General features: G+C 63.3%; 30 protein-coding genes. 12 read left to right on the plus strand and 18 right to left on the minus strand.

Features of this window, described 5'->3' with window-relative positions:
* Positions 1-23: 23 nt before the first annotated feature.
* Entirely contained in the window at positions 24-1,469 is a 1,446-nt protein-coding gene (gene xseA, locus GRI32_RS07295; protein ID WP_160590741.1) for an exodeoxyribonuclease VII large subunit, read from the minus strand.
* On the opposite strand from xseA, the gene purD reads away from it, so the two are divergent.
* The gene (gene purD, locus GRI32_RS07300; protein ID WP_160590742.1) at positions 1,468-2,766 is read left to right on the plus strand and encodes a phosphoribosylamine--glycine ligase; all 1,299 of its coding nucleotides are present in this window, start codon (positions 1,468-1,470) and stop codon (positions 2,764-2,766) included. The genes xseA and purD overlap by 2 nt on opposite strands.
* Here purD and GRI32_RS07305 read toward each other — a convergent pair.
* On the minus strand, positions 2,763-3,524 hold the full coding sequence (locus GRI32_RS07305) for a COG4705 family protein (protein WP_160590743.1): 762 nt from the start codon (positions 3,522-3,524) through the stop codon (positions 2,763-2,765). The genes purD and GRI32_RS07305 overlap by 4 nt on opposite strands.
* A 101-nt stretch (positions 3,525-3,625) precedes the next feature.
* On the opposite strand from GRI32_RS07305, the gene GRI32_RS07310 reads away from it, so the two are divergent.
* Positions 3,626-4,135, plus strand: coding sequence for a helix-turn-helix transcriptional regulator (locus GRI32_RS07310; RefSeq protein ID WP_160590744.1), 510 nt, complete (start codon positions 3,626-3,628; stop codon positions 4,133-4,135).
* Here GRI32_RS07310 and GRI32_RS07315 read toward each other — a convergent pair.
* Positions 4,132-5,127, minus strand: a complete 996-nt coding sequence (locus GRI32_RS07315; RefSeq protein WP_160590745.1) for an adenosine kinase — start codon at positions 5,125-5,127, stop codon at positions 4,132-4,134. The two genes, GRI32_RS07310 and GRI32_RS07315, sit on opposite strands and share 4 nt — an antisense overlap.
* Before the next feature lie 97 nt (positions 5,128-5,224).
* On the opposite strand from GRI32_RS07315, the gene GRI32_RS07320 reads away from it, so the two are divergent.
* The 3 genes from GRI32_RS07320 (at position 5,225) to GRI32_RS07330 (ending at position 7,349) form a co-directional block, all read left to right on the plus strand.
* Positions 5,225-5,896 carry an EI24 domain-containing protein gene (locus GRI32_RS07320; RefSeq protein ID WP_237437435.1) on the plus strand — a complete coding sequence of 224 codons (672 nt, stop codon included), beginning with the start codon at positions 5,225-5,227 and terminating at the stop codon, positions 5,894-5,896.
* A 1-nt stretch (position 5,897) separates the two neighbouring features.
* A complete protein-coding gene (locus GRI32_RS07325; RefSeq protein WP_160590747.1) occupies positions 5,898-6,332 on the plus strand; it encodes a hypothetical protein in 435 nt (144 codons plus the stop codon).
* A 75-nt stretch (positions 6,333-6,407) separates the two neighbouring features.
* Positions 6,408-7,349, plus strand: a complete 942-nt coding sequence (locus GRI32_RS07330) for a hypothetical protein (protein ID WP_160590748.1) — start codon at positions 6,408-6,410, stop codon at positions 7,347-7,349.
* Positions 7,350-7,395: 46 nt separating this feature from the next.
* Here GRI32_RS07330 and GRI32_RS07335 read toward each other — a convergent pair whose 3' ends face one another.
* Genes GRI32_RS07335 through GRI32_RS07385 form a run of 11 tightly spaced genes read right to left on the minus strand, consistent with a single transcriptional unit; the run spans position 7,396 to position 14,629 of the window.
* Positions 7,396-7,758: a HesB/IscA family protein gene (locus GRI32_RS07335; RefSeq protein ID WP_160590749.1), complete on the minus strand. Its 363-nt coding sequence runs from the start codon at positions 7,756-7,758 to the stop codon at positions 7,396-7,398.
* Positions 7,755-8,255: a GNAT family N-acetyltransferase gene (locus tag GRI32_RS07340; RefSeq protein ID WP_337190181.1), complete on the minus strand. Its 501-nt coding sequence runs from the start codon at positions 8,253-8,255 to the stop codon at positions 7,755-7,757. Before GRI32_RS07340 ends, GRI32_RS07335 begins: the two co-directional genes overlap by 4 nt.
* The gene (locus tag GRI32_RS07345; RefSeq protein WP_160590750.1) at positions 8,252-8,782 is read right to left on the minus strand and encodes an SUF system Fe-S cluster assembly protein; all 531 of its coding nucleotides are present in this window, start codon (positions 8,780-8,782) and stop codon (positions 8,252-8,254) included. The genes GRI32_RS07340 and GRI32_RS07345 overlap by 4 nt, the downstream gene beginning before the upstream one ends.
* Complete coding sequence (locus GRI32_RS07350; RefSeq protein WP_337190182.1) at positions 8,782-10,011, minus strand: aminotransferase class V-fold PLP-dependent enzyme; 1,230 nt, start codon at positions 10,009-10,011, stop codon at positions 8,782-8,784. The genes GRI32_RS07345 and GRI32_RS07350 overlap by 1 nt, the downstream gene beginning before the upstream one ends.
* Positions 10,002-10,406, minus strand: a complete 405-nt coding sequence (locus tag GRI32_RS07355) for a hypothetical protein (protein ID WP_160590752.1) — start codon at positions 10,404-10,406, stop codon at positions 10,002-10,004. Before GRI32_RS07355 ends, GRI32_RS07350 begins: the two co-directional genes overlap by 10 nt.
* Positions 10,406-11,173, minus strand: coding sequence for a SufD family Fe-S cluster assembly protein (locus GRI32_RS07360; RefSeq protein WP_160590753.1), 768 nt, complete (start codon positions 11,171-11,173; stop codon positions 10,406-10,408). Before GRI32_RS07360 ends, GRI32_RS07355 begins: the two co-directional genes overlap by 1 nt.
* The gene (sufC, locus tag GRI32_RS07365; RefSeq protein WP_160590754.1) at positions 11,170-11,913 is read right to left on the minus strand and encodes a Fe-S cluster assembly ATPase SufC; all 744 of its coding nucleotides are present in this window, start codon (positions 11,911-11,913) and stop codon (positions 11,170-11,172) included. Before sufC ends, GRI32_RS07360 begins: the two co-directional genes overlap by 4 nt.
* Complete coding sequence (locus GRI32_RS07370; protein WP_160590755.1) at positions 11,913-12,458, minus strand: endonuclease domain-containing protein; 546 nt, start codon at positions 12,456-12,458, stop codon at positions 11,913-11,915. The genes sufC and GRI32_RS07370 overlap by 1 nt, the downstream gene beginning before the upstream one ends.
* Entirely contained in the window at positions 12,451-12,690 is a 240-nt protein-coding gene (locus GRI32_RS07375) for a hypothetical protein (protein WP_160590756.1), read from the minus strand. Before GRI32_RS07375 ends, GRI32_RS07370 begins: the two co-directional genes overlap by 8 nt.
* The gene (sufB, locus tag GRI32_RS07380) at positions 12,687-14,198 is read right to left on the minus strand and encodes a Fe-S cluster assembly protein SufB (RefSeq protein WP_160590757.1); all 1,512 of its coding nucleotides are present in this window, start codon (positions 14,196-14,198) and stop codon (positions 12,687-12,689) included. The genes GRI32_RS07375 and sufB overlap by 4 nt, the downstream gene beginning before the upstream one ends.
* A complete protein-coding gene (locus GRI32_RS07385; protein ID WP_160590758.1) occupies positions 14,195-14,629 on the minus strand; it encodes an SUF system Fe-S cluster assembly regulator in 435 nt (144 codons plus the stop codon). Before GRI32_RS07385 ends, sufB begins: the two co-directional genes overlap by 4 nt.
* Before the next feature lie 378 nt (positions 14,630-15,007).
* Between GRI32_RS07385 and GRI32_RS07390 the strand changes: the two genes are divergently transcribed.
* The 4 genes from GRI32_RS07390 (at position 15,008) to GRI32_RS07405 (ending at position 20,070) form a co-directional block, all read left to right on the plus strand.
* The gene (locus GRI32_RS07390; RefSeq protein WP_160590759.1) at positions 15,008-16,039 is read left to right on the plus strand and encodes a quinone-dependent dihydroorotate dehydrogenase; all 1,032 of its coding nucleotides are present in this window, start codon (positions 15,008-15,010) and stop codon (positions 16,037-16,039) included.
* A gap of 9 nt (positions 16,040-16,048) precedes the next feature.
* Complete coding sequence (gene ggt, locus GRI32_RS07395) at positions 16,049-17,779, plus strand: gamma-glutamyltransferase (RefSeq protein WP_160590760.1); 1,731 nt, start codon at positions 16,049-16,051, stop codon at positions 17,777-17,779.
* 108 nt (positions 17,780-17,887) lie between these two features.
* Positions 17,888-19,684, plus strand: a complete 1,797-nt coding sequence (locus GRI32_RS07400) for an AMP-binding protein (RefSeq protein WP_160590761.1) — start codon at positions 17,888-17,890, stop codon at positions 19,682-19,684.
* Positions 19,681-20,070, plus strand: coding sequence for a hypothetical protein (locus GRI32_RS07405; RefSeq protein WP_160590762.1), 390 nt, complete (start codon positions 19,681-19,683; stop codon positions 20,068-20,070). Before GRI32_RS07400 ends, GRI32_RS07405 begins: the two co-directional genes overlap by 4 nt.
* A 1-nt stretch (position 20,071) precedes the next feature.
* On the opposite strand, the gene GRI32_RS07410 is transcribed toward GRI32_RS07405, so the two are convergent.
* From GRI32_RS07410 to GRI32_RS07420, 4 genes are all read right to left on the minus strand, one after another.
* Positions 20,072-20,599, minus strand: coding sequence for a hypothetical protein (locus tag GRI32_RS07410; RefSeq protein ID WP_160590763.1), 528 nt, complete (start codon positions 20,597-20,599; stop codon positions 20,072-20,074).
* A 96-nt stretch (positions 20,600-20,695) separates the two neighbouring features.
* Positions 20,696-21,499, minus strand: coding sequence for a thiazole synthase (locus GRI32_RS07415; protein WP_237437436.1), 804 nt, complete (start codon positions 21,497-21,499; stop codon positions 20,696-20,698).
* A 66-nt stretch (positions 21,500-21,565) separates the two neighbouring features.
* Positions 21,566-21,775, minus strand: coding sequence for a sulfur carrier protein ThiS (gene thiS, locus GRI32_RS10785; protein WP_237437437.1), 210 nt, complete (start codon positions 21,773-21,775; stop codon positions 21,566-21,568).
* A gap of 19 nt (positions 21,776-21,794) precedes the next feature.
* Positions 21,795-22,166, minus strand: a complete 372-nt coding sequence (locus GRI32_RS07420; protein ID WP_160590764.1) for a MerC domain-containing protein — start codon at positions 22,164-22,166, stop codon at positions 21,795-21,797.
* 119 nt (positions 22,167-22,285) lie between these two features.
* On the opposite strand from GRI32_RS07420, the gene GRI32_RS07425 reads away from it, so the two are divergent.
* The 3 genes from GRI32_RS07425 to GRI32_RS07435 are packed head-to-tail and all read left to right on the plus strand — an operon-like array spanning position 22,286 to position 24,434.
* Positions 22,286-23,350 carry a COX15/CtaA family protein gene (locus tag GRI32_RS07425; RefSeq protein ID WP_160590765.1) on the plus strand — a complete coding sequence of 355 codons (1,065 nt, stop codon included), beginning with the start codon at positions 22,286-22,288 and terminating at the stop codon, positions 23,348-23,350.
* Positions 23,347-23,682: a divalent-cation tolerance protein CutA gene (gene cutA / locus GRI32_RS07430; RefSeq protein WP_337190183.1), complete on the plus strand. Its 336-nt coding sequence runs from the start codon at positions 23,347-23,349 to the stop codon at positions 23,680-23,682. The genes GRI32_RS07425 and cutA overlap by 4 nt, the downstream gene beginning before the upstream one ends.
* Positions 23,679-24,434, plus strand: a complete 756-nt coding sequence (locus GRI32_RS07435; protein WP_160590767.1) for a hypothetical protein — start codon at positions 23,679-23,681, stop codon at positions 24,432-24,434. Before cutA ends, GRI32_RS07435 begins: the two co-directional genes overlap by 4 nt.
* The last annotated feature ends 68 nt before the right edge of the window (positions 24,435-24,502 follow it).

Genomic DNA, 24,502 nt, shown 5'->3' on the forward strand with positions numbered 1-24,502 from the left:
GCATCCCTATCAAGAGGCTGGTCTTAAAGCAATTTGGGCTGGCCACCTTCTGCCGCTGGAGCCTTGGGCTGGGCCGGTTTTTTCCTGCCCGCCGGCACCACCTGAAGATCGCCATCGCGAAAACGTATGGCGAGCGAAGGCTTTACCTGCGCTGAAGCCTTGTCCGTCACCGGCCTGCCCGCTGCATCGAAAACCATCGCATATCCGCGCTGGAGCGGCTTTTCGGGATGCAATTGCTCGGCCAGCCGCGCCAGTGCCGCCAGTTTCTGCGCCTTTTCGGCAATCGGCCGCGTGACCAGCATGGGCGAGAGTCGGACGGTATCGAGCCGCTGCTTCGATTCGCGCCAGTTGCGCTCCAGCACAGCGGGCGAGAGGCGCAGCGCGCCCAGCCGCTCCCGCCCCGAAGCTGCACGGTCGAGCAGGCCGCGGCGCAATTTCTCACCCAGGTCATCCAGTTTCTGCGCGGGCAATTGCAGCAATTGTTCGGGCCGGGGCAGGCGCTGTGCACGCGCCTCCAGCCGCTCGCGTCCAAGAGTGACGGGGCGCAGAGCGGTCTTGCGCTGGCGCAGGCCCAGATCATCCAGCGTATTGGCCAGGTCCGCCCGCACCGGCACCGCCATTTCGGCGGCGGCGGTGGGCGTGGGTGCGCGCGCATCGGCGGCAAAATCGGCCAGCGTGGTATCGGTTTCATGCCCCACCGCGCTAATGGTGGGGATCGGCGAGGCAGCGATGGCGCGCACCACCACCTCTTCATTGAAGGCCCACAGATCCTCTATCGATCCGCCGCCGCGCGCCACGATCAGCAGATCGGGCCGTACGCCTTCGGGCATCGCCCCAAAGCCGTTTATCGCAGCCGAGATCTGCGCGGCGGCGCCATTGCCCTGCACCAGCACCGGCCACACCAGCACATGGCTGGGAAAGCGATCGGCCAGCCGGTGGAGGATATCGCGAATCACCGCACCGGTGGGCGATGTGACCACGCCGATGGTTGTGGGAATGAACGGCAGCTGCCGCTTGCGCTCAGGCGCGAACAGGCCTTCCGCCTCCAGCCGCTTGCGGGTCTTTTCCAGCAGGGCGAGCAGCGCGCCTTCACCGGCGATCTCCATCCGCTCCATCACGATCTGGTATTTCGACCGGCCCGGATAGGTCGTCAGCTTGCCCGTCGCGATCACTTCAATGCCGTCTTCGGGCACGAAGGACAGGCGCTGCGTCGATCCGCGCCACATCACCCCGTCAATCACCGCGCCTTCATCCTTCAGGCTGCAATAGAGGTGGCCGGAGGCGGCGCGCTTCACGCCCGAAAGCTCGCCGCGCAGCTTCACATGGCCGAACCGGTCCTCCACCGTGCGCTTGAGTGCCTGCGAAATCTCGGTGATGGTCAAGGCACCGGAATTGTCCCCGGCGCTCTCCTTGGCTACCAGCCCATCACTTGCAGAATCAAAATCGGAACTGGAATTGGAGCCGGGCATGAACATCCTCTTGCTGGGATCGGGCGGACGCGAACATGCGCTTAGCTGGAAGCTGGCGCAATCCCGTGTGATCGCCGAAGAAGGCGGAAAGCTGTTCGCATCCCCGGGAAATCCGGGAATCGCGGACCATGCCGAATGTCTCAACATCGACGTGACCGACCATGAACTGGTGATCGCCTTTTGCGAGCAGGAGCAGATCGGCCTGGTGGTGATCGGCCCCGAAGCACCGCTGGTGGACGGGCTTGCCGACTCCCTGCGCGCAGAGGGCTTCGCCGTGTTCGGCCCCTCCGCCGCCGCTGCCCAGCTGGAAGGGAGCAAGGGCTTCACCAAGCAGTTGTGCGACCGCGCCAATATTCCCACCGCCGGATATGTCCGCGCCACATCGCTGGAACAGGCAGTGGCCGCACTGGACGGGTTCAAGGCCCCATACGTGCTCAAGGCCGATGGGCTGGCGGCGGGCAAGGGCGTGGTGATTGCCGAAAACCGCGCCGATGCCGAAGCCGCGCTGGCAGACATGTTTGACGGCGCATTCGGCGATGCGGGTGCCGAAGTGGTGATCGAGGAATTCATGACCGGCGAGGAAGTGAGCCTGTTCGCGATCACCGATGGCGCCACCATCGTGACTTTCGGCAGTGCGCAGGATCATAAGCGCGTGGGCGAAGGCGACACCGGCCCCAACACCGGCGGCATGGGCGCATACAGCCCCGCGCGCGTGCTCACCCCGGAACTGCGGGCGGAAGTGATGCAGAAGATCATCGCCCCCACGGTAAAGCAGATGGCGGATGAGGGCATGCCCTATTCCGGCGTGCTCTATGCCGGGCTGATGCTGACCGACGAAGGTCCCAAGCTGGTGGAGTACAACTGCCGCTTCGGCGATCCGGAATGCCAGGTATTGATGATGCGGCTGGAATCCGACCTGACCGATTACCTGCTGGCCTGCGCCAACAACAGCCTTGCCGCGATGGAGCGTCCGCGCTTCTCCCGCGATGCCGCCCTGACCGTGGTGATGGCCGCCAGGGGCTACCCCGGCACGCCCGAAAAAGGCGGCACCATCGGCGGCATTGCCGAAGCAGAGGCAGACGGCGCCAAGGTCTTCCACGCCGGCACCACGCTGGACGAGGATGACGGCACCTTGCGCGCCAGCGGCGGACGGGTGCTGAACGTCACAGGCAGGGGCACGGACGTGCAGGCGGCACAACAAGCCGCCTACGCCGCCGTGGCCAAGGTGGATTTCCCCAGCGGGTTCTACCGCAGCGACATCGGCTGGCGCGAAATTGCGCGGACCAAGGGCGGCTAGGCAGCAGCAGCCCTGCTCCCGGCCCGCTGCGGCACCAGCCACACCAGCAGCACGATCGCCGCGCCCAGCACCAGCGAGGCCGCACCGCGGCTGAGTTCGAGGCCGCCACTGGCGACCGGCTTGTCGAGGAAATCGCCGACCACTGCGCCCAGCGGGCGGGTGAGGATGAAGGCCAGCCAGAACAGTACCACATGGCTCACCTTGGTGCGCCAGTAGGCCACCGCGACCAGCGCCAGCAAGCCACCGAAGATTACCGCCGCGCCCAGATATCCCAGCGGCCCATCGGCCACCCAGTCACCCAGCGCCGTGCCCAGCGTCTGCGAGAAGGTGATGGTGACCCAGTAATAGATCTCCGCCTTGGGCTCATGCACCGAATCGACCGATATCGTGCCCAGAGCCATACGCCACGCCAGCAGCGACAGCAGCACCAGCCCCAGCAGCAAAAGCGAACCGCCGGGATAGCCGATCCCCATCGAGCGCGTGGCAAAATCCGCCATCGTCGTGCCCGCAGTGGTGGAGGCGATGATGGTGGTCCAGTAAAGCGCCGGGTGGAACCTTGTCGCACGGATCTGCCAGATCACCAGCGCCAGCAGAATCGCAGCAAAGATGGCCGTGCCGACAAGATAGCCCAGATTCATCGACATGCTGACCGTGTCGCCCGCAGTCTCCCCAAAGGTGGTGGCCAGGATCTTGATGATCCAGAAACCGAGCGTGACCGCAGGCACCTTTGTCAGTGCGGATTTCAGATTGTCGTCCAACGCATATCTCCTGCTGCGTGATGCATGCAGGTGAGATACGTCTGGCCTCAGAAACAGTGTATAAGCAGATGTTCAAACCGGCGGGGATCAACATAAGTACCATGGCAGCAACACCCGCGAACAAGCCCGCGATGGCGCTGGCCGTGATCGGCCTTCAGGCCGTGGCCGCGATCTATTTCATCTTCGATGCGGTGGGCGAAAGTCGCTGGTCCCGGGATGGCAAGTTCGGCCCGCTGTTTGCGCTGGACCTGCTGGTCGGCTTCGCCCTGCTGGCCGGAATCGCCTATGCCGCATTGACCTTCACGCGGCTCCAGAGCGAGGCACGCCGCCGCGATCGGGCATTGTCCGCCGCGCGCGGGGCACTGGGCCAGTTGATCCAGGACCGCTTTGCCGACTGGGGCCTGTCGCGATCCGAAGCCGAAGTGGCGCTGTTTGCGCTGAAGGGCTTTTCAAGCGCCGAGATCGCCGAGATGCGCGGAGCCGCCGGTGGCACCGTCCGCTCGCAACTGAGCCAGGTCTATGCCAAGGCCGAAGTGACCGGGCAGCCCATGCTCATGTCGCTGTTTCTCGACGATCTTCTCGGCGAATCCGGTTTCGATAACCAGCCCTAGCCCAGCTTCTCCTGCATCAGCTTTGCCAGATCGGCCTCCGGCCGGGCACCGTAGTGGCTGATAACTTCTGCGGCGGCGATGGAGCCCATGCGCAGGCAAGTCTCCAGCGGCTTGCTGCGGACATAGCCGAACAGGAAACCGGCGGCGAAAAGGTCGCCCGCGCCGGTGGTGTCGACCACGTGTTCGACCGGTTCGGCGGATACTGCCGCCCGTTCGCCATGGGCGATGGAAACCGCGCCCTTCTCACTGCGGGTCACCACCAGCACCGGGACCTTGCCCTCCAGCGTGGCGAGGCCGGCCTCGAAGTCTGCCTCGCCGGTAATGGCGGCCAGCTCCACTTCATTGGCGAACAATATGTCGATCAGTCCATCGGCGATCAGCGCGCGGAAGTCATCGCCATAGCGATCGATCACGAAGGCATCCGACAGGGTGAAAGCGACCTTGCGGCCCGCCGCCTTGGCGCTTTCAATAGCGCGGCGCATGGCTGCGCGCGGCTCTTCCGGGTCCCACAGATAGCCTTCCAGATAGAGGATCTGTGCGCCGCCCACGGCTTCCTCATCCAGAGCATCGGCGGGCAGGAATTGCGATGCGCCCAGGAAGGTGTTCATGGTGCGCTGGCCATCGGGCGTGACGAAGATCAGGCAGCGCGCGGTGGGCGGTTCGCCTTCGCGCGCGGCAATATCGAAATCGATCCCCACGGCGCGGATATCATGGGCGAAGACCTGCCCCAGCTGATCATCCGCCACCTGCCCCACGAAAGCGCATTGCGCGCCCAGGGCGGACAGGCCGGCCAGCGTGTTGGCCGCCGATCCGCCGCTGATTTCACGCGCCGGACCCATCGCATCATAAAGGTCGCGCGCCTGGTCGGCATCGATCAGGGTCATGCCGCCGCGCGTCATACCCAGCTCCTCGATCAGCTCGTCTGAACAGGAGGCCACTACATCGACAATGGCATTACCGATGGCGATTACATCATAACGTGGTTCGGACATGTTTATTCCCGTGGTTCCAAGATAGGGTCGAAAGATTGACTTGGCCGCTCACAGAAGCAATCGCAAGCCAACAATGCCAGCAATTGCCACCTCTCTGATGCTCGCGATCGGCCAGCTTGCCGATGGCAAGGTGTTGCGCATTCTTTTCAAGAGCATTGGCGTGACCATCGTCGCCTTTGTCGCGCTGGCCTGGGCGGGCTGGTACGCCTTCGATGCGGCGCTGGAATGGCTGGGACTGGGCGATGCCATGTTCACCGGCGCGGGCAACCTGCGCGAAGTGGCGTCTGCCCTGCTGGCGCTGACGGGATTGTGGCTGACCTGGCGCATCACCGCGATGGCGGTGATCCAGTTCTATGCCGAAGACGTGGTCCATGCGGTGGAGGCGCGGCACTATCCGCATGCCGCCAGTGCCGCGCGGGAGCTGACTTTTGCCGAGCAGATGCGCAACAGCCTGCGCGGAGCGGGCCGCGCTCTGCTGGCCAATCTGATCGCCCTGCCCTTCGCGCTGGCGCTGCTGTTTACAGGCGTCGGAACGGCGCTGCTGTTCTGGCTGGTCAACGCCCTGTTGGTGGGGCGCGAATTGCAGGACATGGTCTGGCTGCGCCATCGCCAGCAACCGCAAGACCTGTGCCCGGTCAGCAAGTGGGAGCGATTTGTGCTTGGCGGCGTTGTAGCCGCTATGCTGGCGGTACCCTTCGTTAACTTCCTTGCGCCAGTACTGGGGGCGGCCGGTGCCGCGCATCTGGTCCATAGAAAGAATGCCTGCTGACATGCGCATCATCGCAACCCTGGGCCTGACCCTTCTGCTCTCTGCCTGCGTCAGCGCGCCGCAAGGACCGGCTGGCCCGCCGCCGCCCAGCCGTGTGCCCACTCAGCAGCCGGCCCCACCACCCACCTCTCCGCCCCCGCCGCCCGTGGCAGGCTTTCGCATGCCGGAAATCCAGAGCGGGCCGGGTCTGAGCGGAGTAATCCGCGAGGATGCGCGCAGTCTGGTGCGGCAATTCGGCGATCCGCGGCTGGATGTCACCGAAGGCGATATGCGCAAGCTGCAATTTGCTGCCCCGGCCTGCGTCATGGACATTTATCTCTATCCGCTGCGGCCCGGGGGTGAGCCGGTGGCGACATGGCTGGAGGCCCGCCGGGCCAGCGATGGCGCGGAAGTGGACCGCTACTCCTGCATGCAGGCGCTGCGCCGACAGCGCTGAGGGTGGCGCGGGTAAGGAGAATTTAAGCCTATTGCGCGATAGACACCCCTTCCGATCAAGGGGACGATGCGAGCAATGACTGCCCAATTTGCCGATTTCACGCGCCAGGCCGCAGTTGACGGTGCCATTTCCGATGATGAGATTCTGCAGCTACGCGCCGCAGGCTGGGCCAATGGCACGATCACGCGGGAGGAGGCTTCGGCCATCTTCTCGCTGCAACGCGCAATTGCAGATCGCACGCCCGTTTGGAGCGATTTCTTTGTCGAGGCGATCAAGGAATATGTCCTCAACGGCACCGAGCCGCGCGGCTATGCCAGCGACAGCGAGGCTGGCTGGCTGATCGTCGAGATCGAGCGCGACGGCCATCTGTGCTCCATGACAGAGCTGCAATTGCTGGTGGAGATCACCGACAAGGCCTGCAACGTCCCCGAAGCGCTGAAATACTTCGTGCTGCGGGAAATTGAACGCGCCGTCCTGACCGGCGTTGGCCCCACCCGCGATGGCGGAGAACTGTCCAACACCCATGTGACGCCCAGCGAATGCACCATCATGCGCCGGGTCATTTTCGGTCAGGCGAGTGACCGGCCCGCTGCCGTAAGCCAGCGCGAAGCTGAAATGCTCTTTCGCCTGAAGGACGCGACACTCGAAGCAGCCAATGCGCCGGAATTCATGGAACTGTTCGTCCAGGGCGTGGGCAATTACCTGATGGGTTTTGCCTCACCCAGCGCCCAGCTCAGCCGTGAGCGGATGGTGGAGTTGGAGAGCTTTGTCAGCCGCAACAAGCCAAACATCGGCCATTTCATGGGCCGCATGGCACAATCTGCGCCCAATGCCTTTGGGGTGGTGTTTGGCCAAAAGGGGCAGCTCCCCGGCCGCGATGAACTGGTGCAGGAGGCGGCTTCGTTTTCGCTCTATGAGCAGGACTGGCTCGACCAGCAGATCGCCGCCAACGGGCTGAGCGACCATTATGACCAGGCGCTGATGGCCTTCATTGCCGAGGAACTGGGCGAGGCCTGAGGACTGGCTTCAACGGACCCGGCGATTGCCGCCGGTCCGCGGGATTTCAGACCATGAAGCTTTCGCCGCACCCGCAGGCGCCCTTGGCGTTGGGGTTGGCGAAGGTGAATCCGGCGGTGAAGTCGTCCTCCACCCAGTCCATCACGCTGCCCACCAGATAGAGCACGCTGGCGCCATCGATGTAGAGCGTGCCGCCGGGCGTGACGATCTTCTCGTCAAATGCCACTTCCGCGGTCACATAATCGACAGAATAGGCGAGGCCCGAACAGCCGCGGCGCGGGGTCGAGAGCTTGACCCCGATCGCATCTTCGGGCGCCTTGGCCATCAGATCGGCGATGCGCTGCTCGGCGCGCGGCGTCAGCGTGACGGCGGCGGGAATCTGGCGGGTCTTGATCTTGGTTTCCCTCATGTCAGCCTCTTCTGCCAGAACACCGCGTGGCCAGCCTCGGGATCGAGGACATAGTCACCATAACCGCAGGCGGCATACAGGCCCCTGGCAGTTTCGTTTCCGGTCAATACTTCCAATGTGATCTTGCAGGCACCGCGTTTCAATGCCTCGGCCTCAACCGCGGCCATCAGCGCGCGGCCAATTCCCTTGCCGCGGTGGCCGGGCAAGACCGCCATATCGTGGATATTGACCAGCGGCGCGGCGGCGAATGTCGAATAGCCCATGATGCAATTGGCCAGCCCCAGCGCCTGCCCATCGACCCGCGCGATCAGCGAGAACGCGCCCGGCGTGGCGGCAAGACCGGAGGCCAGGTTTGCGCGCGCCTTGTCAGACAGGGGCTCGCCCCCGCCCATCGGATCGCGCGCATAGGCATCAAGCAGCGCCACCAGATCCGCCGCATCGCGCGGATCGGAGTAATCGGCCAGATCGACCGTGAGGGAGGGAGCCTGTGTGCTCACAGCATCCCCAGCTCAAGGCGGGCTTCGTCGCTCATCTTGGCCGGGTCCCAAGGCGGGTCCCACGTCACGTTGACCTCGGCATCGCGCACGCCGGGAATGGAGCCAATGCGCATCTCGATATCGGCGGGCATGGATTCGGCCACCGGACAATGCGGCGTGGTCAGCGTCATGGTGACGACCACGTCCGCCTCGTCCGACACGTCGACCCCGTAAATCAGGCCAAGATCATAGATATTCACCGGGATTTCCGGATCGTAGATGTCCTTCAGCGCCGCGATAACTTCCTCATACAGATCGCCGCCGGGTTCACCGGGGGAGACATTCTGCGGCTTCTGCTGGAGGAAACCGTCAAGGTAATCGCGCTTGCGCTCGAGCTTTTCGGCGGCGCTTTCTACCGGTGTATCCTCCGCAGCATCTTCTACGGCATCTTCTACCCGGGCGCGTGGCGGTTTTGTCGCTTCGGCAACAACCTGCGCATTGGGCGGCGGTGCCGCGACAAATTCCTTCTTGTCTTCTGGCTTGTTCATCAGCCGAAAATCCTCTTGGTTCGTTCAATGCCGCGGACCAGTGCGGCAACATCTGTCTCATCGCTGTAAATGCCGAAGCTGGCGCGCGCCGTGGCCGGTACTCCCAGCTTGTCCATCAGGGGCTGCGCGCAATGATGGCCAGCCCTTATGGCGACGTTTTCCTCATCCAGGATCGTACCCAGATCATGCGGGTGGATTCCGTCGATCGAGAAGCTGACGATCCCGGCACTGTCTTCCGGGCCAAACAGCGTGATGTCGTTCATCTGGCGCAGCGCGTCGCGCGTTTGCGCCACCAGCTCCGCCTCATGCGCGTGAATGGCCTCCAGCCCGATGGCGGAGACATAATCGCAGGCCGCACCGAAGGCGATTGCCTCCACGATGGCGGGCGTTCCGGCCTCGAAACGCTGCGGTGCGGGGGCATAGGTGGTGCGCGCGAAAGTGACCTTGTCGATCATCGCACCGCCGCCCTGCCACGGCGGCATGGCATTCAAGATATCCGCTTTCGCCCACAATGCGCCAATGCCGGTGGGGCCATAAAGCTTGTGCGCGCTGAAGGCATAGAAATCGCAATCCAGCGCGGTGACATCAACCGGCAGGCGCGGCACGGCCTGACAGCCATCGATCAATATCTTCGCGCCTACTGCGTGAGCCAGATCGGCCGCGCGGCGCGCATCCAGCACGGAGCCGAGCACGTTGGAGACATGGGCAAAGGCCACCAGTTTGTGATCGCTGGTCAATATCGCCTGCGCCGCGTCCAGATCGATCCGGCCATCGTCGGTCAGCGGGCAGACATCGATCTGCGCGCCCACGCGCTCAGCCAGCATCTGCCACGGCACGATGTTGGAATGATGCTCCAGCTCGGAAAGCAGGATGCGGTCGCCTGACTTGAGATTGGCAAGTCCCCAGCTTTGCGCGACGAGATTTATCGCCTCGGTCGCACCTCTGGTGAAGACGAGCTCATCCTCCTGCCCGCCGATGAACTGCGCCACGCGGCGGCGCGCCGCCTCATAGGCCAGCGTCATTTCCGCCGAGCGCGCATAGACCCCGCGATGGACGGTAGCATAATCGCGGCCCATCGCACGGCTGGCGGCATCGATCACCGCCTGCGGCTTTTGCGCCGTTGCCGCGGAATCGAGATAATGCCATGCCGCGCCCGATGCCGTTACCAGCCCGGGAAAATCGGCCCGGCGCGCAAGCGCGGCCACCTTATGATCGGTGCTTACGGACACAGATCGCGCTGCCAGTTTCCGGCATTGGGACCGCGATAGCATTTGTACCGCTTGCCCGCCTGGATCACCAGATAGCCGATGTCGCTGCTGTCCAGCGCGACGCGCCATTGCTCACCCTGAACCGAATCGTCGGCATAATTGTCTGTCGAGAACAGCAGGACGCGGTCAGCATTTCCGGTGCCGTCCCGGCCCAGCTGGCTGGTCACTTCCTCACTGCCGCGGCCATCGAGCCGCAGGTAATAATCGATCACCCAGCGCTCGGTTGCAAAGACGCGGTCGGCGCGTTCGATCGGCCGGAATTCGCTTGCCGGAATGGTGATCGGCTCAAGACTTCCAACGGTGGCACAACCCGCCAGCAAAGCGGCGGGAAGAAGGGTCAAAACATGTTTTTTCATCATCTCTCTCCCAGTGTTTTCAGTGCAATTTCGAGCAGTCCGTCCCGCGCATCCTCGTCATCAAGAGCGGCGAAGGCATCGGCGATGAAGGCGCGGATCAGCAGTTCGCGCGCGATGTCGGGCGCGATGCCCCGGCTGGCCATGTAATAGCGGGCCATTTCGTCCATCTGGCCGATGGCCGCGCCATGCGCGCATTTCACGTCATCCGCATAGATTTCCAGCTCGGGCCTGGCATTGGCCGAAGCTCCGCGCTCCAGCAGAACGGCCTTGAAATCCTGCGCCGCATCGGTGCGCTGGCCATCGCGGCCCACGTCGATCCGGCCAAGGAAATTGCCCGTGGCCTGGCCCCAGTGGACGCTGCGAACCACCTGGTTTGATGTGGCATCGGGCGCGCCGTGATCCAGCCGCGTGACGAATTCGCGCGTGGCATCGCCGCCGCCAATGGTCACGCCGCCAAATTCGAAATGTGCGCCTTCGGCAAGGCTGACGGCCAGCTCCACACGGGCATAATCGCCCGCCGCATTGACTGCGAACACTTCGGCGCGTGCACCCTTGGCCACATTGATGCGGATGCGGCGCAAGGTCGGTGCGGCGCTATCCAGAATGAAGCATTCGCGGAAGGTTTCGCCTGCCGCCACGTCAATCTCGCGCCATTCATCGAAGGCTTCGGGTGCGAAAGTCGTAATCGCATCGAAATCGGCATAGCGCCATGCTTCGTCGCGCATGGTGGGCCGTGTGACTGGCTGGGTGATGGGTGCCGCGCTCATGCAGTCACCGCCTCATAGCCTTCGCTTTCCAGCTGCAATGCCAGCTCCGGCCCGCCGGTCTTGACGATGCGGCCGGCGGCCAGAACGTGCACCTTGTCCGGCTTCACATAGTCGAGCAGGCGCTGGTAATGGGTGATCAGCAGCACGCCCTTGTCCGGCGCGCGCATGATGGCGTTGATGCCATCGCCCACGGTGCGCAGGGCATCGATATCGAGGCCGCTGTCGGTTTCATCCAGCACGGCAAAGGCGGGATCGAGAATGCCCATCTGGACCATCTCTGCGCGCTTCTTTTCGCCGCCCGAAAAGCCGACGTTCACCTGCCGCTTCATCATGTCCATGTCGAGCTTGAGCAGAGCCGCCTTCTCGCGCGCCAGCTTGAGGAATTCGCCGCCCGAAAGCGGCTCCTCCCCGCGGGCGCGGCGCTGCGAATTGAGCGCTTCGCGCAGGAATTGCACATTGGAAACACCGGGGATTTCAACCGGATACTGGAAGCCCAGGAACATGCCGAGCGCGGCGCGCTCATGCGGTTCCAGATCCAGCAGGTCCTGTCCCTTGAAGGTGACGGAACCTGCGGTCACTTCATAGCCCGGACGCCCGCCCAGCACATAGGCCAGCGTGGATTTGCCCGCACCATTGGGGCCCATGATCGCGGCCACTTCACCCGCGGCCACTTCCAGAGTCAGGCCCTTGAGGATCTTGGTGCCACCGATTTCGGCGTGGAGGTTTTCAATTTTCAGCATCAGTACTTCCTGGGGTAATTCGGGCGGTCGGAGCGTCCGGGGCGATCGTTGCGGTCGGAGCCGCCCCGGCGCATTTCATCGCGGTGTGCGGCGCGGGCGACGTTCTTGTCGGCTATGCGCTCCCGCATGACGGTGGTGATGCGGGCGAGCACATCGTCCATGTTCTCGAGGATATCGGCAGCCTTGATGCGCATCACGCGCACGCCGACCGATTCCAGGCTCTTGTCGCGGCGGGTTTCCACCACGCCCGGCTCTTCCTCATCGATGGAGATAGCCAGGCCCAGCGTGTGGCAGCCAAAATCGACAATGGCAGAGCCGATCACCGCATGGCGCTTGAACACATGCCTGCCCATGTCAGCCTTGGAGAAACGCTCCGCCAGCGCCTTGTGCGCCTCGGTCGAATGGCGCCGCAACTTGCGCGCCTGATCGTGCAGATTGTCGAGCCGTTTTTCCGAGATTTCCCAGCCACGCCCCTTCTTCTTGAGATCGGGCGCAGTGTCATCCGCCGACGGGGTGCGGATCTTGAGGGTCTTTTTTTCAGTCATTTTTCTCTACTCGAACAATCGAAGGATCGCGCCCCTCTACACGGGCGTTCCGCCGGTCCCATACTCGCCTGAGCGCCAGAATGAGGAATAATGCACCGGCTCCGATGCCAAGGCCCAAGCGATTCCCATCATCACTTGCGAAACCTTCGTAGGCGGACCAAAACATGTACAGGGCAACTGCGAGCATCGCCCAGGGATAGACGCCGTAATTGTCGGTGTAGATTGTCTTCACCCCACACTCCCTTCCAGCGAGATTGCCAGCAGTTTCTGCGCCTCAACCGCAAATTCCATCGGCAGTTCTTTCAGCACTTCCTTGGCGAAGCCGTTGACGATCAGGGCCACAGCGGCTTCCTGATCCAGCCCGCGCTGCATGGCGTAGAACAGCTGATCGTCGCTGATCTTGGAGGTGGTGGCCTCATGCTCGATCTGCGCGGTGGGGTTGCGCACTTCGATATAGGGCACGGTGTGCGCGCCACATTCGCTGCCCAGAAGGAGCGAGTCACACTGGGTGAAATTGCGGACATTGTCAGCATTCGCGCCCACACGGACGAGGCCGCGATAGGTGTTGTTCGATTTGCCGGCAGAAATACCCTTTGAGATGATGGTCGACCGGCTGCCCTTGCCGTTGTGGATCATCTTGGTGCCGGTATCGGCCTGCTGGAAATTATTGGTGACGGCGACCGAGTAGAACTCGCCCACGCTGTCCTCACCATTGAGCACGCAGGACGGATATTTCCACGTCACCGCGCTGCCGGTTTCCACCTGGGTCCAGCTGACCTTGCTGCGATCGCCCTGGCACAGGGCGCGCTTGGTGACGAAATTATAGATCCCGCCAAGGCCCTCTGCATTGCCGGGATACCAGTTCTGTACGGTCGAATATTTGATCTCGGCATCTTCCATCGCCACCAGTTCCACCACTGCGGCGTGGAGCTGGTTTTCATCGCGCATCGGCGCGGTGCAGCCCTCCAGATAGGAGACGTAGCTGCCCTTTTCAGCAATGATCAGCGTGCGTTCGAACTGGCCGGTATTCTCCGCATTGATGCGGAAATAGGTGCTCAGCTCCATCGGGCAGCGCACGCCTTCGGGGATGTAGACAAAGGTGCCGTCAGAGAAGACCGCGCAGTTGAGCGCGGCGAAATAATTGTCACGCTGGGGCACGACCTTGCCCAGCCACTTCTTCACCAGCTCGGGATATTCCTTCACCGCCTCTGAAATGGAGCGGAAGATGACGCCGGCGCTTTCCAGTTCCTTGCGGAAGGTGGTGGCCACGGAAACGCTGTCAAACACGGCATCCACCGCCACCTTGCGCGCGCCTTCGACGCCGGCGAGCACTTCCTGCTCGGCAATCGGAATGCCCAGCTTTTCGTAAACGCGCAGGATTTCGGGATCGACCTCGTCCAGCGAGCCCAGCTTTGGCTTGGCCTTGGGCTCAGCGTAATAATAGGCGTCCTGGTAATCGATCTTGGGATAGCCGACCTTGGCCCAGTCCGGCTCCTCCATCGTCAACCACAGGCGGAACGCCTTCAGCCGCCATTCCAGCAGCCATTCAGGCTCCCCCTTCTTGGCGGAGATGAAGCGGACGGTATCCTCATTCAGGCCCTTGGGCGCGAATTCCTGCTCGATATCCGAGGAGAAGCCGAATTCGTACGATTCCAGCTTGCGGGCGGCATCACGCGCAGCCTTGTCCTGAATTTCGCCGCCAGAGGTATCGGCTTCAGCGATGGTGGTTTCTTTGTTCATGCGATCTCTTGTTCTTTTGAGGCTGCGGGCAGCTGGGCGAGCTGGTTCAGCTTCACATTGTCCAGCGCGCCGTGCAGCGCCTGGTTCACCACGCCCCAGTGCGGGCGCACGCTGCATTTGGCCTCCAGCGCGCAATCATGGCGGCCCGCCTCGACACAGGCGGTCAGCGCGATCGGCCCTTCGATGGCCTCCACGATATCGGCGAGCGAAATGGCCGCCGCCGGACGGGCCAGCTTTATCCCGCCGCCCGATCCGCGCATGCTCTTGAGCAGACCGGCCTTGGAAAGCGCGCTCACCAGCTTCTGCACGGTGGGCAGGGGCAGGCCCGTTTCTTCCGCCAGATCCGAGGCCGAAACGCGCGCAAAGCCGCAATGGCGCGCGGCGGCGCACATTGTGACAACGGCATAATCGGCCATGCTGGACAGGCGCATAAGACGGTCCCAGGGTTAATCGGAGTGTATCGGTCCGATTTCACCTAGTGACGGATTTGCGCGCTTTCAACGCCAGAGAGCTTGTTGCGAGTCGTTAGCATCATGGCGACATGGTAGAGGCATAAAAAAGGGGCGGCCCCGACATGCGGGACCGCCCTTGAAAGTCGAGAACCCGTCGCGTTAGCGCGTCGAGCCCTTCGGGTCGCAGAAACTTCCTATCCGATTCGTGTGATTCTCAATTGTAAGGAAACGACACGAAACGTGGTTTTTCGGCCAGATTCGGTCTGTTTTTGCACTATTTTCGAAGGAAAAATCCTATCTTTCCAACAGTGGCCCACATTCATCGACAGGTGCCCCGCGCTTTGCCATAGGCAAGCCATGTTCTATCGCCTGATCCGACCGGCCATATTCGCGCTCGACGCGGAAAAGGCGCATCGCCTCGCCATCAACGCACTCAAGATGATGCCGGAGGGCGAAGCGCCCGCCGCCGATGGTCCGCTCAGCACAAAAGTGGCTGGCCTGACATTCCCCAATCCGTTGGGAATGGCGGCAGGCTTCGACAAGGACGGCGAAGTGCCCGATGCGCTGCTGCGGCTGGGCTTTGGCCATGCAGAGGTGGGATCGATCACCCCGCGCCCGCAGCAGGGCAACCCCAAGCCGCGCCTGTTCCGGCTGGCGGAAGATCAGGCGGTGATCAACCGCATGGGCTTCAACAATCGCGGCGGTGAGGAAGCGGCGGCCCGTCTGGCGGAGCGGCGCTGGCGCGGCGGAATCGTGGGTATCAATATCGGCGCCAACAAGGATTCGGAGGACCGCATCGCCGATTATGCCGCGATGACCGACCTGATGGCTCCGCTGGCCGATTACCTGACCGTCAATATCTCCAGCCCCAACACCCCCGGCCTGCGCGCCTTGCAGGATGAGGGCGCGCTGTCCGCCCTGCTCGATGCCGTGCTGGCAGCGCGCGGGGAGGAGCATGTGCCCGTTTTCCTGAAAGTGGCGCCCGATCTGGAACCGGCCGATGTGGATGCCATTGCTCGCATTGCGATGGACAAAGGTCTGGCCGCGCTGATCATATCAAACACCACCATTGCCCGCCCTCCCCTCAAATCCGCGCATGCAGGCGAGGCCGGGGGCCTATCCGGCGCGCCGCTGAGGGACATGGCGTTGCAGCGCCTGCGCGATTTCCGGCAGGCGACGGGCGGGGCAATTCCGCTGGTCGGCGTGGGCGGCATCTCGACAGCGCAGGACGCCTGGCAGCGCATTCGCGCCGGTGCCAGCCTGGTGCAGCTGTACAGCGCCATGATCTATCGCGGCCCCGGCATCGCCAGAGACATTTGCGCCGGTTTGGAATCGCTGATGGAGCGCGATTGTATCGGCTCCATTGCCGAGGCGGTGGGAACCGAATAGGGAATGCGCATGGCCCGCAATTTCCTGATCGCATTTGCAGCCCCGCTGGCGCTTGCAGCTTGCACGACGCGCGAAGCTCCAGCTCTCGAAAATCCGGCTCTGACAAACATTGATCCGGCTGCGCATTCTTCCGGAGTCGTCAGCGCTGCCGACCCCCGCGCTGCCGAGGCCGGTGCGCAGATGTTGCGGCAGGGCGGCAGTTCCACCGATGCGGCCATTGCCACCATGCTGGCGCTGACCGTGGTCGAGCCGCAAAGCTCCGGCATTGGCGGCGGCGGCTTCTATGTGCGCGGAACATCCGATGGCCAGGTGGCAACGCTGGACGGCCGCGAGACCGCTCCCGCCGCAGCCACGCCCGACTGGTTCCTGGGCGAAGACGGCAATCCCGTGCCATTTCCGCAGGCCGTGCTGACCGGCCTATCCATCGGTGTGCCGGGGAATATCCGCCTGGCCGAACAGGCGCATGACCGGTTTGGCCGCCTTGAATGGGCGCAGCTGTTCCAGCCCGCTATCGCTCTGGCGCGGGACGGCTTCGTGATTACCGAGCGGTTCCGCGAATATCTGCAACGCTCGCCCAATCGCGCCGGCAATGTCGAGGCGGGCCGCGCGCTGTTCTATGATGCCGCGGGGGAGCCGCTGCCGGTCGGTACGCTGGTGCGCAATCCCGCGCTTGCCGCCACACTGGAACGGATCGCCACTGAGGGGCCGGACAGTTTCTATACCGGCATGCATGGCCGGGCGATGGCGCAGGTGATTGCCGATGCCACGCCGGGCGCCGCCGACATGTCCGCCACCGACATCGCCAGTTATCGGGCGCTGTGGCGGGAAAGCCCGTGCGGCACATACCGGCAATATCGCATCTGCGGGATGGGTCCGCCTTCCTCTGGCGCGACCACGGTGTTCGCGATCCTCAAGCAGCTGGAGGGGTTTGACATGGGCGCGCTTGGGCCGGCATCGCCCACCGCGTGGCACCTGTTCGCCGAAAGCCAGCGCCTCGCCTATGCCGACCGCGAGCTGTATCTGGCGGATGATGATTTCGTGTCCGTCCCCGTCGCCGGGTTGATGGATGGCAATTACCTGCGCGAACGCGGCACACTGATCTCTGCCGATCGGACATTGCAGATCGTGTCTGCCGGAACGCCGCCGGGAACGCGCGCGATCATGGCCGATGGCGCAGAGCCGGTGGAAAGCGGCACCAGCCATTTCGTGGCGGTGGACCAGTGGGGCGCGGCGGTGTCATGGACCTCCACCGTTGAGGGGTCTTTCGGGTCGGGCCATATGTATGGCGGCTTCTACCTGAATAATGAGCTGACCGATTTCAGCTTTGTGCCGCAGCGCGATGGCATTCCGGTGGCCAACCGCGTGGAGGGATCAAAACGCCCGCGCAGCTCCATGTCGCCAACGCTGGTCTATGGCCCTGACGGCGAACTGGTGATGGCCGTGGGCGCGGCGGGCGGAAGCACCATCCCGGTGCAGGTGGCCCGGGTGCTGATCGGCGTGATCGACTGGGGCCTGCCGCTGGACCGGGCGCTGGCCCTGCCGGTGCTCTATTCGCCGGGTGACACGATTGTGCTGGAGGAAGGCTCTTCCCTGCTGGCGATGCAGCCTGCGCTGGAGGCGCTGGGCCACAAAGTTATGGCCCGCGGCCTGCCACTGAAGACCAATGCCGCGATATTGGTGGATGGCAGCTGGGTCGGCGGAGCCGATCCGCGCAGCGAAGGTGTTGCGATCATTCCCTGATCTTGCCGGCCCTGATCTTGCCCGCGCGCACTCCAGCGCCTAGGAAGTTGCATAAGTAACGTCACTGTTTGTCGGCACGAATCGGCATGGGATGGAGGATCGCGGCAGGTGCAGCTGCAGGATATTGAAAATGCGCGCAGCCTGGTCGGTCTGTTCCTGAAACGCGCGGACGAGCAGGGGGACAAGCCCTTCCTGACCGCCAAGATTGACGGCAAGTGGACTTCCACCAGCTATGCCGAGGCATCGCGGCAGGTCTGCCTGCTGGCGACAAGGCTGACGGCAATGGGCCTGAAGCCGGGTGACCGGGTGATGCTGGTATCCGAAAACCGCCCCGAATGGTGCATTGCCGATCTGGCGATCATGGCCGCAGGCTGCGTCACCACGCCAGCCTACACCACCAACACTAAGCGCGATCACGCGCATATCCTGGACGATAGCGGCGCGCGCGCCGTGGTCGTATCCAACAGCAAGCTGGCCGAGCCATTGTTTACCGCCATGCTGGGATCGGGCCATGCCGAACATGTCATCACGATGGAGGATATTCCATCGGCGCAGGCCAGCGGCTTTGTCATGCATGACTGGCCGGACCTGATTACCGGCGATGCACAGGCCGCACGGGCCGAAGTGGACGCCCGGCTGGAGGGCGTGACGCGCGACGACATTGCCTGCATCATCTATACCAGCGGCACCAGCGGCTCTCCGCGCGGGGTGATGCTGCATCACGGGGCAATCCTGCACAATTGCATCGCTGCGGGCGAGATTCTTGCGGGAGATTTCGGCTGGGGCGAAGACCGCTTCCTGTCCTTCCTGCCGATGAGCCATGCGCTGGAACACACCGCCGGGCTCTACCTTCCGATTGGCCTGGGTGCCGACATCTGGTTTGCCGAGGGGCTGGACAAGCTCTCCACCAATCTGGTGGAAGCACAGCCCACTTTCATGATCGTGGTCCCGCGCCTGTTCGAACTGCTGCGCGGCAAGATCATCAAATCGCTGGAGAAGCAGGGCGGCATCGCCGGTTTCCTGCTGGAACGGGCCATTTCGCTGGGAGAGCGGCAGGTCAGCGGCAAGTGGGCCTTGCGCGATATTCCCACCGGCTGGCTGCTCGACCTGACCCTGCGCCCCAAGATCCGCGATCGCTTCGGCGGCAGGATCAAGGCGCTGGTATCGGGCGGCGCGCCGCTCAACCCGGAAGTGGGCGGCTTCTTCCAGGCCATGGGGCTGACGATGCTGCAAGGCTATGGCCAGACAGAGACCGCGCCCGTGGTCAGCTGCAATTACCCCACCGCCGGAATTCGCCTGAACACGGTTGGCCCGCCGCTGCGCGGTGTCGAAGTGCAATTCGCCGAAGATGGCGAGATCCTGGTGCGCGGCGAATGCGTGATGAAGGGCTATTGGCAAAATCCGGAGGATACCGCCAAGGCACTGCCAGACGACTGGCTGCACACCGGCGACATCGGCCATCTCGATGATGGTGGACGGATCGTGATCACCGATCGCAAGAAAGACATCATCGTCAACGACAAGGGTGACAATATCGCCCCGCAGAAGCTGGAGGGGATGCTGACCCTGCAGCCCGAGATATCGCAGGCCATGGTGAGCGGCGACAAGCGCCCCTATATGGTGGCGCTGATTGTGCCCGATGCCGAATGGGCCGTTGGCTGGGCGCGCGCCAGTGGCGAGAAATTCGACATGGCCGCCCTGCAGGACCTGCCCGCCTTCCGCAGCGCGATCAAGGCAGCGGTGGACCGCACCAATAATGACCTCTCGGTGATCGAGAAGATCCGCAAGTTCACCTTCGCGGATGAATCCTTCAGCGTCGAGAACAACCAGATGACGCCGACGCTCAAGATCCGCCGACCCTTCATTCGCGAGAAATATCAGAACCGGCTGGACGAACTGTATTGATCCACCGTCATTTCATCGCACCAGTTCTTGTTGCCGCCATGCTTGCCGGATGCACAGATGGTTGCGAGAATGTGGTTCTGGAACGCGCCCGCGCGCCTTTTGGAAATGCCGATGCGGTCGCTTTCGAACGAAATTGCGGAGCAACGACAGGCTATTCAACGCAGGTATCGATCGTTGACCGTGATGACGCGCCGACCGACGCGGGCAATATTCTGATTGCTTCCGGGCGATCATTTGCCGAGGATTCAAACCGTCCAACAGTTAGTCTGGAATGGCTTGGTTCTGAACAATTGTCTGTCCGGTACGATGCCAGCCTTGCGATACTATCCCATCATGATCGATACGGGCGCACAATAATTTCGCTCACCCCGATGTCGGGCAATTAACTCACGCCGCTTCGTCTTCGATCCTCTCGGGGAAGAAGCCCGGTTCGCGGGTGGACCATGCGGGCGCTGTGGCGGCCGCCTCGCTCAATGACTGGAGCAGCATCTTGCGCCGTTCAGGGCGGATTTGCGGAAGCGCGGCAGCGCCGCAGAAAGCTGCGGGCAGCCATGGGCGCACCGGCGCACCCAGCAGCCGCTCATACAGGAAGCGATAGGCGGAAAAGCAGCTGAGCTGTTCCTGTGCCAGGTCGGCTGCGGACATACGCACCAGCGCGCCGATGAACTCGGCCACGCCGTCCAGCGATTCGATCGATGGCACACTGCCGCGCAAGGCGCGCAGTTCGCGGTAGGCGATATATTGCCCGCGAATCGCAGAGCAGGAACCGCCTTCCTCCACCCATGACTTGAAGGCATCTCCGCGGCCCAGCCCGACATCGAGGCTGCGCTCGATAAACAGCTGTTCCTCAGCGGTAAAACTGGCGAATTCGCGCAATTCGGCGATGGTCTGCGATGTCGTTTTCGTCTGCGCCATGATCGGCTCCTGCGGATTACAGGTCCGATGTTTCGCCGATCATGGTTAAGAACTGGTAAGCGCCGTGCCGAAGATCAGGTCCAGATCAGGTCCAGATCAGATCAATCCTGCCAGCGGGCTGCTGGGATCGGCATATTTGCGGCGCCCCATGCGGCCCGCCAAATAGGCTTCGCGGCCCGCGATCACGCCGTATTTCATCGCCCGCGCCATGCGGATCGGGTCTTTTGCTTCGGCAATGGCGGTGTTCATCAGCACGCCATCGCAGCCCAGCTCCATCGCCTCAGCCGCTTCGCTGGCGGTGCCCACCCCGGCATCGACCAGCACCGGCACTGTGGCACCTTCGACGATCAGGCGAATGGTCACCTTGTTCTGAATGCCCAGCCCCGATCCGATGGGAGCGCCCAGCGGCATGATCGCCACCGCGCCCGCCTCTTCCAGCTGCCGCGCGGCGATGGGATCGTCCACGCAATAGACCATCGGCTTGAAGCCTTCATTGGCCAGCACTTCGGTGGCTTTCAGCGTCTCACGCATATCGGGATAGAGCGTGCGCGCCTCGCCCAGCACTTCCAGCTTTACCAGATCCCAGCCGCCAGCCTCACGCGCCAGCCGCAATGTGCGGATCGCATCCTCTGCGGTGAAGCAGCCCGCGGTATTGGGCAGATAGGTGATCTTCCTGGGATCGATGAAATCCATCAGCACCGGCTGGGTCGGGTCGGAGATGTTCACCCGGCGAACGGCCACGGTCACGATCTGCGCGCCCGATGCCTCCACGGCGGCTGCGTTCTGGGCGAAGTCCTTGTACTTGCCCGTCCCCACGATCAGGCGCGAGGTAAAGCGGTGGCCGGCCACTTCCCAGCCATCGCTGGAGGCTTCGGGCGAAATTTTCGGCTGGTCAGTCATGCGCGGGGCGGTATCCGCCAAGCAGCGCATAGGCAAGACCGATCCATGCCCCGAGCGGCGCCCGCGTCAGCCGCCGCCCACGAAAGTGACGATCTCCAGCACATCGCCGTCTGCCAGCGGAACATCCTCCAATGTCGAGCGGGGCGCGATCACGCCATTGTGTTCGACCGCGACCTTTTCCGGCTTGAGCGACAGTTCGCGCACCAGATCGGCAATGGTGGAGGCCTGGCTGCGGCGGCTTTCGCCGTTTACGGTGATGGAGATGGGCGTGCTCATAGGCTCGCCGGGATAGCGCCTAGACTGCGCGGCGCAAGTTGAGGATGTGTCCGCTGGCCACCAGCACCACGCCGATCACGGTCAGCACCGCCTCTTCATAGCCATGCCCGATCGCCAGCGCGCCGCCCATGAAGGACAGGCCCGTCATCGCCACCACGAAGGGCAGCGGACGGCGGTGGCGGATTGCGCCAATGCCGATGGCCACGCCGGCAATGATGGTGGCGAGCAGCAGGCCGACCTTGTGAATCGACGGATCGAGCAGGAAAGTGCCGCCAAGGCCCAGGCCCGCAACCAGCACCAGCCCGACCACGCAGTGCACCAGGCACAGGCATGACAAGACCACGCCAACACGGTCAAGCTGGCCGCGAATCCTGAAGATGATTGAGTTCATGTGCGGCTATGTATGTAACGCTATAACATTGCGCAATGTTTTTTGGCTTTTTGCTGTCACGCTCTCCACCGTCCAAATGCGGTCTTGCGATTCGGGGCATCAAAGCGCAAATCGCGCAGATGGTCGCAACCGCAGCAGAAAATGGCCTGGCCCAAGTGCCCGCATCGCCCCTTCGCCCCGCCGCCCTGGCCAGCTGGCTGTTTGGCGTGGCGATCCTCATCCTCCTGATCGTGGCTGTCGGCGGTATTACCCGGCTGACCGAATCGGGCCTGTCGATCACCGAATGGAAGCCGGTCACCGGCGCGATCCCGCCCATTGGCGAGGCGCAGTGGCAGGCGGAATTTGCCGCCTATCAGGCAACGCCGGAATACCGGTTCGAAGCCGGGCCGGCGGGAATGACGCTGAGCGATTTCAAGTTCATCTTCTTCTGGGAATGGTTCCACCGCCTGATCGGGCGGGTGATCGGCATGGCCTTTGCCCTGCCGCTGGCATGGTTCTGGATTCGCGGGGCGATCCCCGCAGGCTACAAGCCGCGCCTTGTGGCGCTGCTGGCGCTGGGCGGTCTGCAGGGCGCGTTCGGCTGGTTCATGGTCCGCTCCGGCCTTTCGGGAGAGATGACCGATGTCAGCCACTTCTGGCTCTCCATCCATCTGCTGACGGCGCTGTTCACGCTCGGCGGCCTGATCTGGACCGCGCGTGACCTGCTGGTGCTGGCAGGCAATCCGCAGGCGCGGCCCGCCCGCCTCACGGCGCTGGGTACGGCGACACTGGCGATATTGTTCATCCAGCTGCTGTTCGGCGCGTGGGTGGCAGGGCTGAATGCGGGACTGGCTTCGGACAGCTGGCCGCTGATGCAAGGACGCCTGTTCCCGGAGATCGGCTGGACCCGCGGCGCGCTGTGGACGCTGACGCATGATCCCTTCCTGATCCACTGGATCCACCGCTGGTGGGCGTGGGTGGCGGTGGCCGCGCTGATCGTGATGGCCCGCGCACTGAAGAAGGCGGGTGACCGGCGCGCCTCTGTCTATATCCACATCGCCTTTGGTACGCAGATCATTCTGGGCATCGCCACGGTGATGACAGGTGTCGCGCTGTGGCTGGCCGTGGCGCATCAGGTGGTGGGGGCTGCACTGGTCGCGGCCACGGCATGGGGCGCGCACAGACTGGGACAAGGTGCACGGTGAGCGAAGGCCCCGCGCTGATCTGGTGCCCCTTTCCCAGTGAAGAGGAGGCGCGCCGCGTTGCCGGGCAGCTGCTTGACGAAAGGCTCATCGCCTGTGCCAATATCGTGCCGGGCATGATCTCGATTTTTGAATGGCAGGGTGAGCGGGGAGAGGCACGCGAAGTGGGTGTTCTGCTGAAGACCCATGGATCGCTGCTGGAGAAATCTGTTGCAAGACTGGCCGACTTGCATTCCTATGATACCCCGGCGGTTGCCGGGTGGATAACCACAGCCAGTGCACAAGCCACCAGCGCATGGATAGACGGACTGACAGGTACGGAGGCATCGCGATGAAGCGTTCTGATCGCCGTAGCGCTATCATGTTGGCTCTGGGTGCCGCCTTGGCGCCTGTGCTCGCCACGCGCGCTGCATGGGCGACAGACAGGTCTTCCGGGGACAGCTCTTCCGGGCACAGGGCATCCGGTATCTTTGCCCCGCCGCCAGTGCCGATGGTCTATACCCGCAAGCTGCAACGCCAGATGGTGGGTGGTGCGATGCTGGAGGTTACGCGCAACTTCAACGTACACTTCGAGCCATTTGGCGCCGGCTACAGGCTGGAGGGCACGCAGCTGTCTGCCAGCGTAGCCGCTCCCAGCCGGATCGCGGAATTTGCCCGGCTGGAAGAACAGCGGGTTGAAACCGGCGTGTTCCCGCTGCTGCTCGATCGGATGGGCCAGATCGTGGATGGTGCGGGCCCGCATGAATCGCACGAGATTGAAGAGGCTCTGGCAGGGCTGAACAGGGAATATGAGCGCAATGGACCTGACGGGCAGGAGCTCGATCTGCTGGTGGAAGCGCTGCACCAGGCCGGTGCGCGCATGACCAGCCAGCTGCCGCGTGACATTTTCGCGCCGGTGGAAACGACCCGCGAACAACAGCAGGAAATAGCCCTTCCCTGGGGCGAGTCCGGAGCAGTGACCACAAGGTTTGTGGCCGTGTGCGATCCGCAGACCGGCCTGATGCACGAAGCCAGCCGCGAGGTTGTTACCGATCTGGCCGGCGATCAACGGCGCACGGTGGAGAGCTGGCGGCTGATTGCTGCCTGACGAAAACACACGCATTCACGCCCTGCATTTGGGTTAAGGTATTATTTTACCTCCCTGCTATGCCGCAC

Origin of the sequence: Alteraurantiacibacter aestuarii (assembly GCF_009827405.1) — a bacterium.
In the GTDB taxonomy this organism is placed as follows: Bacteria; Pseudomonadota; Alphaproteobacteria; order Sphingomonadales; family Sphingomonadaceae; genus Alteraurantiacibacter; species Alteraurantiacibacter aestuarii.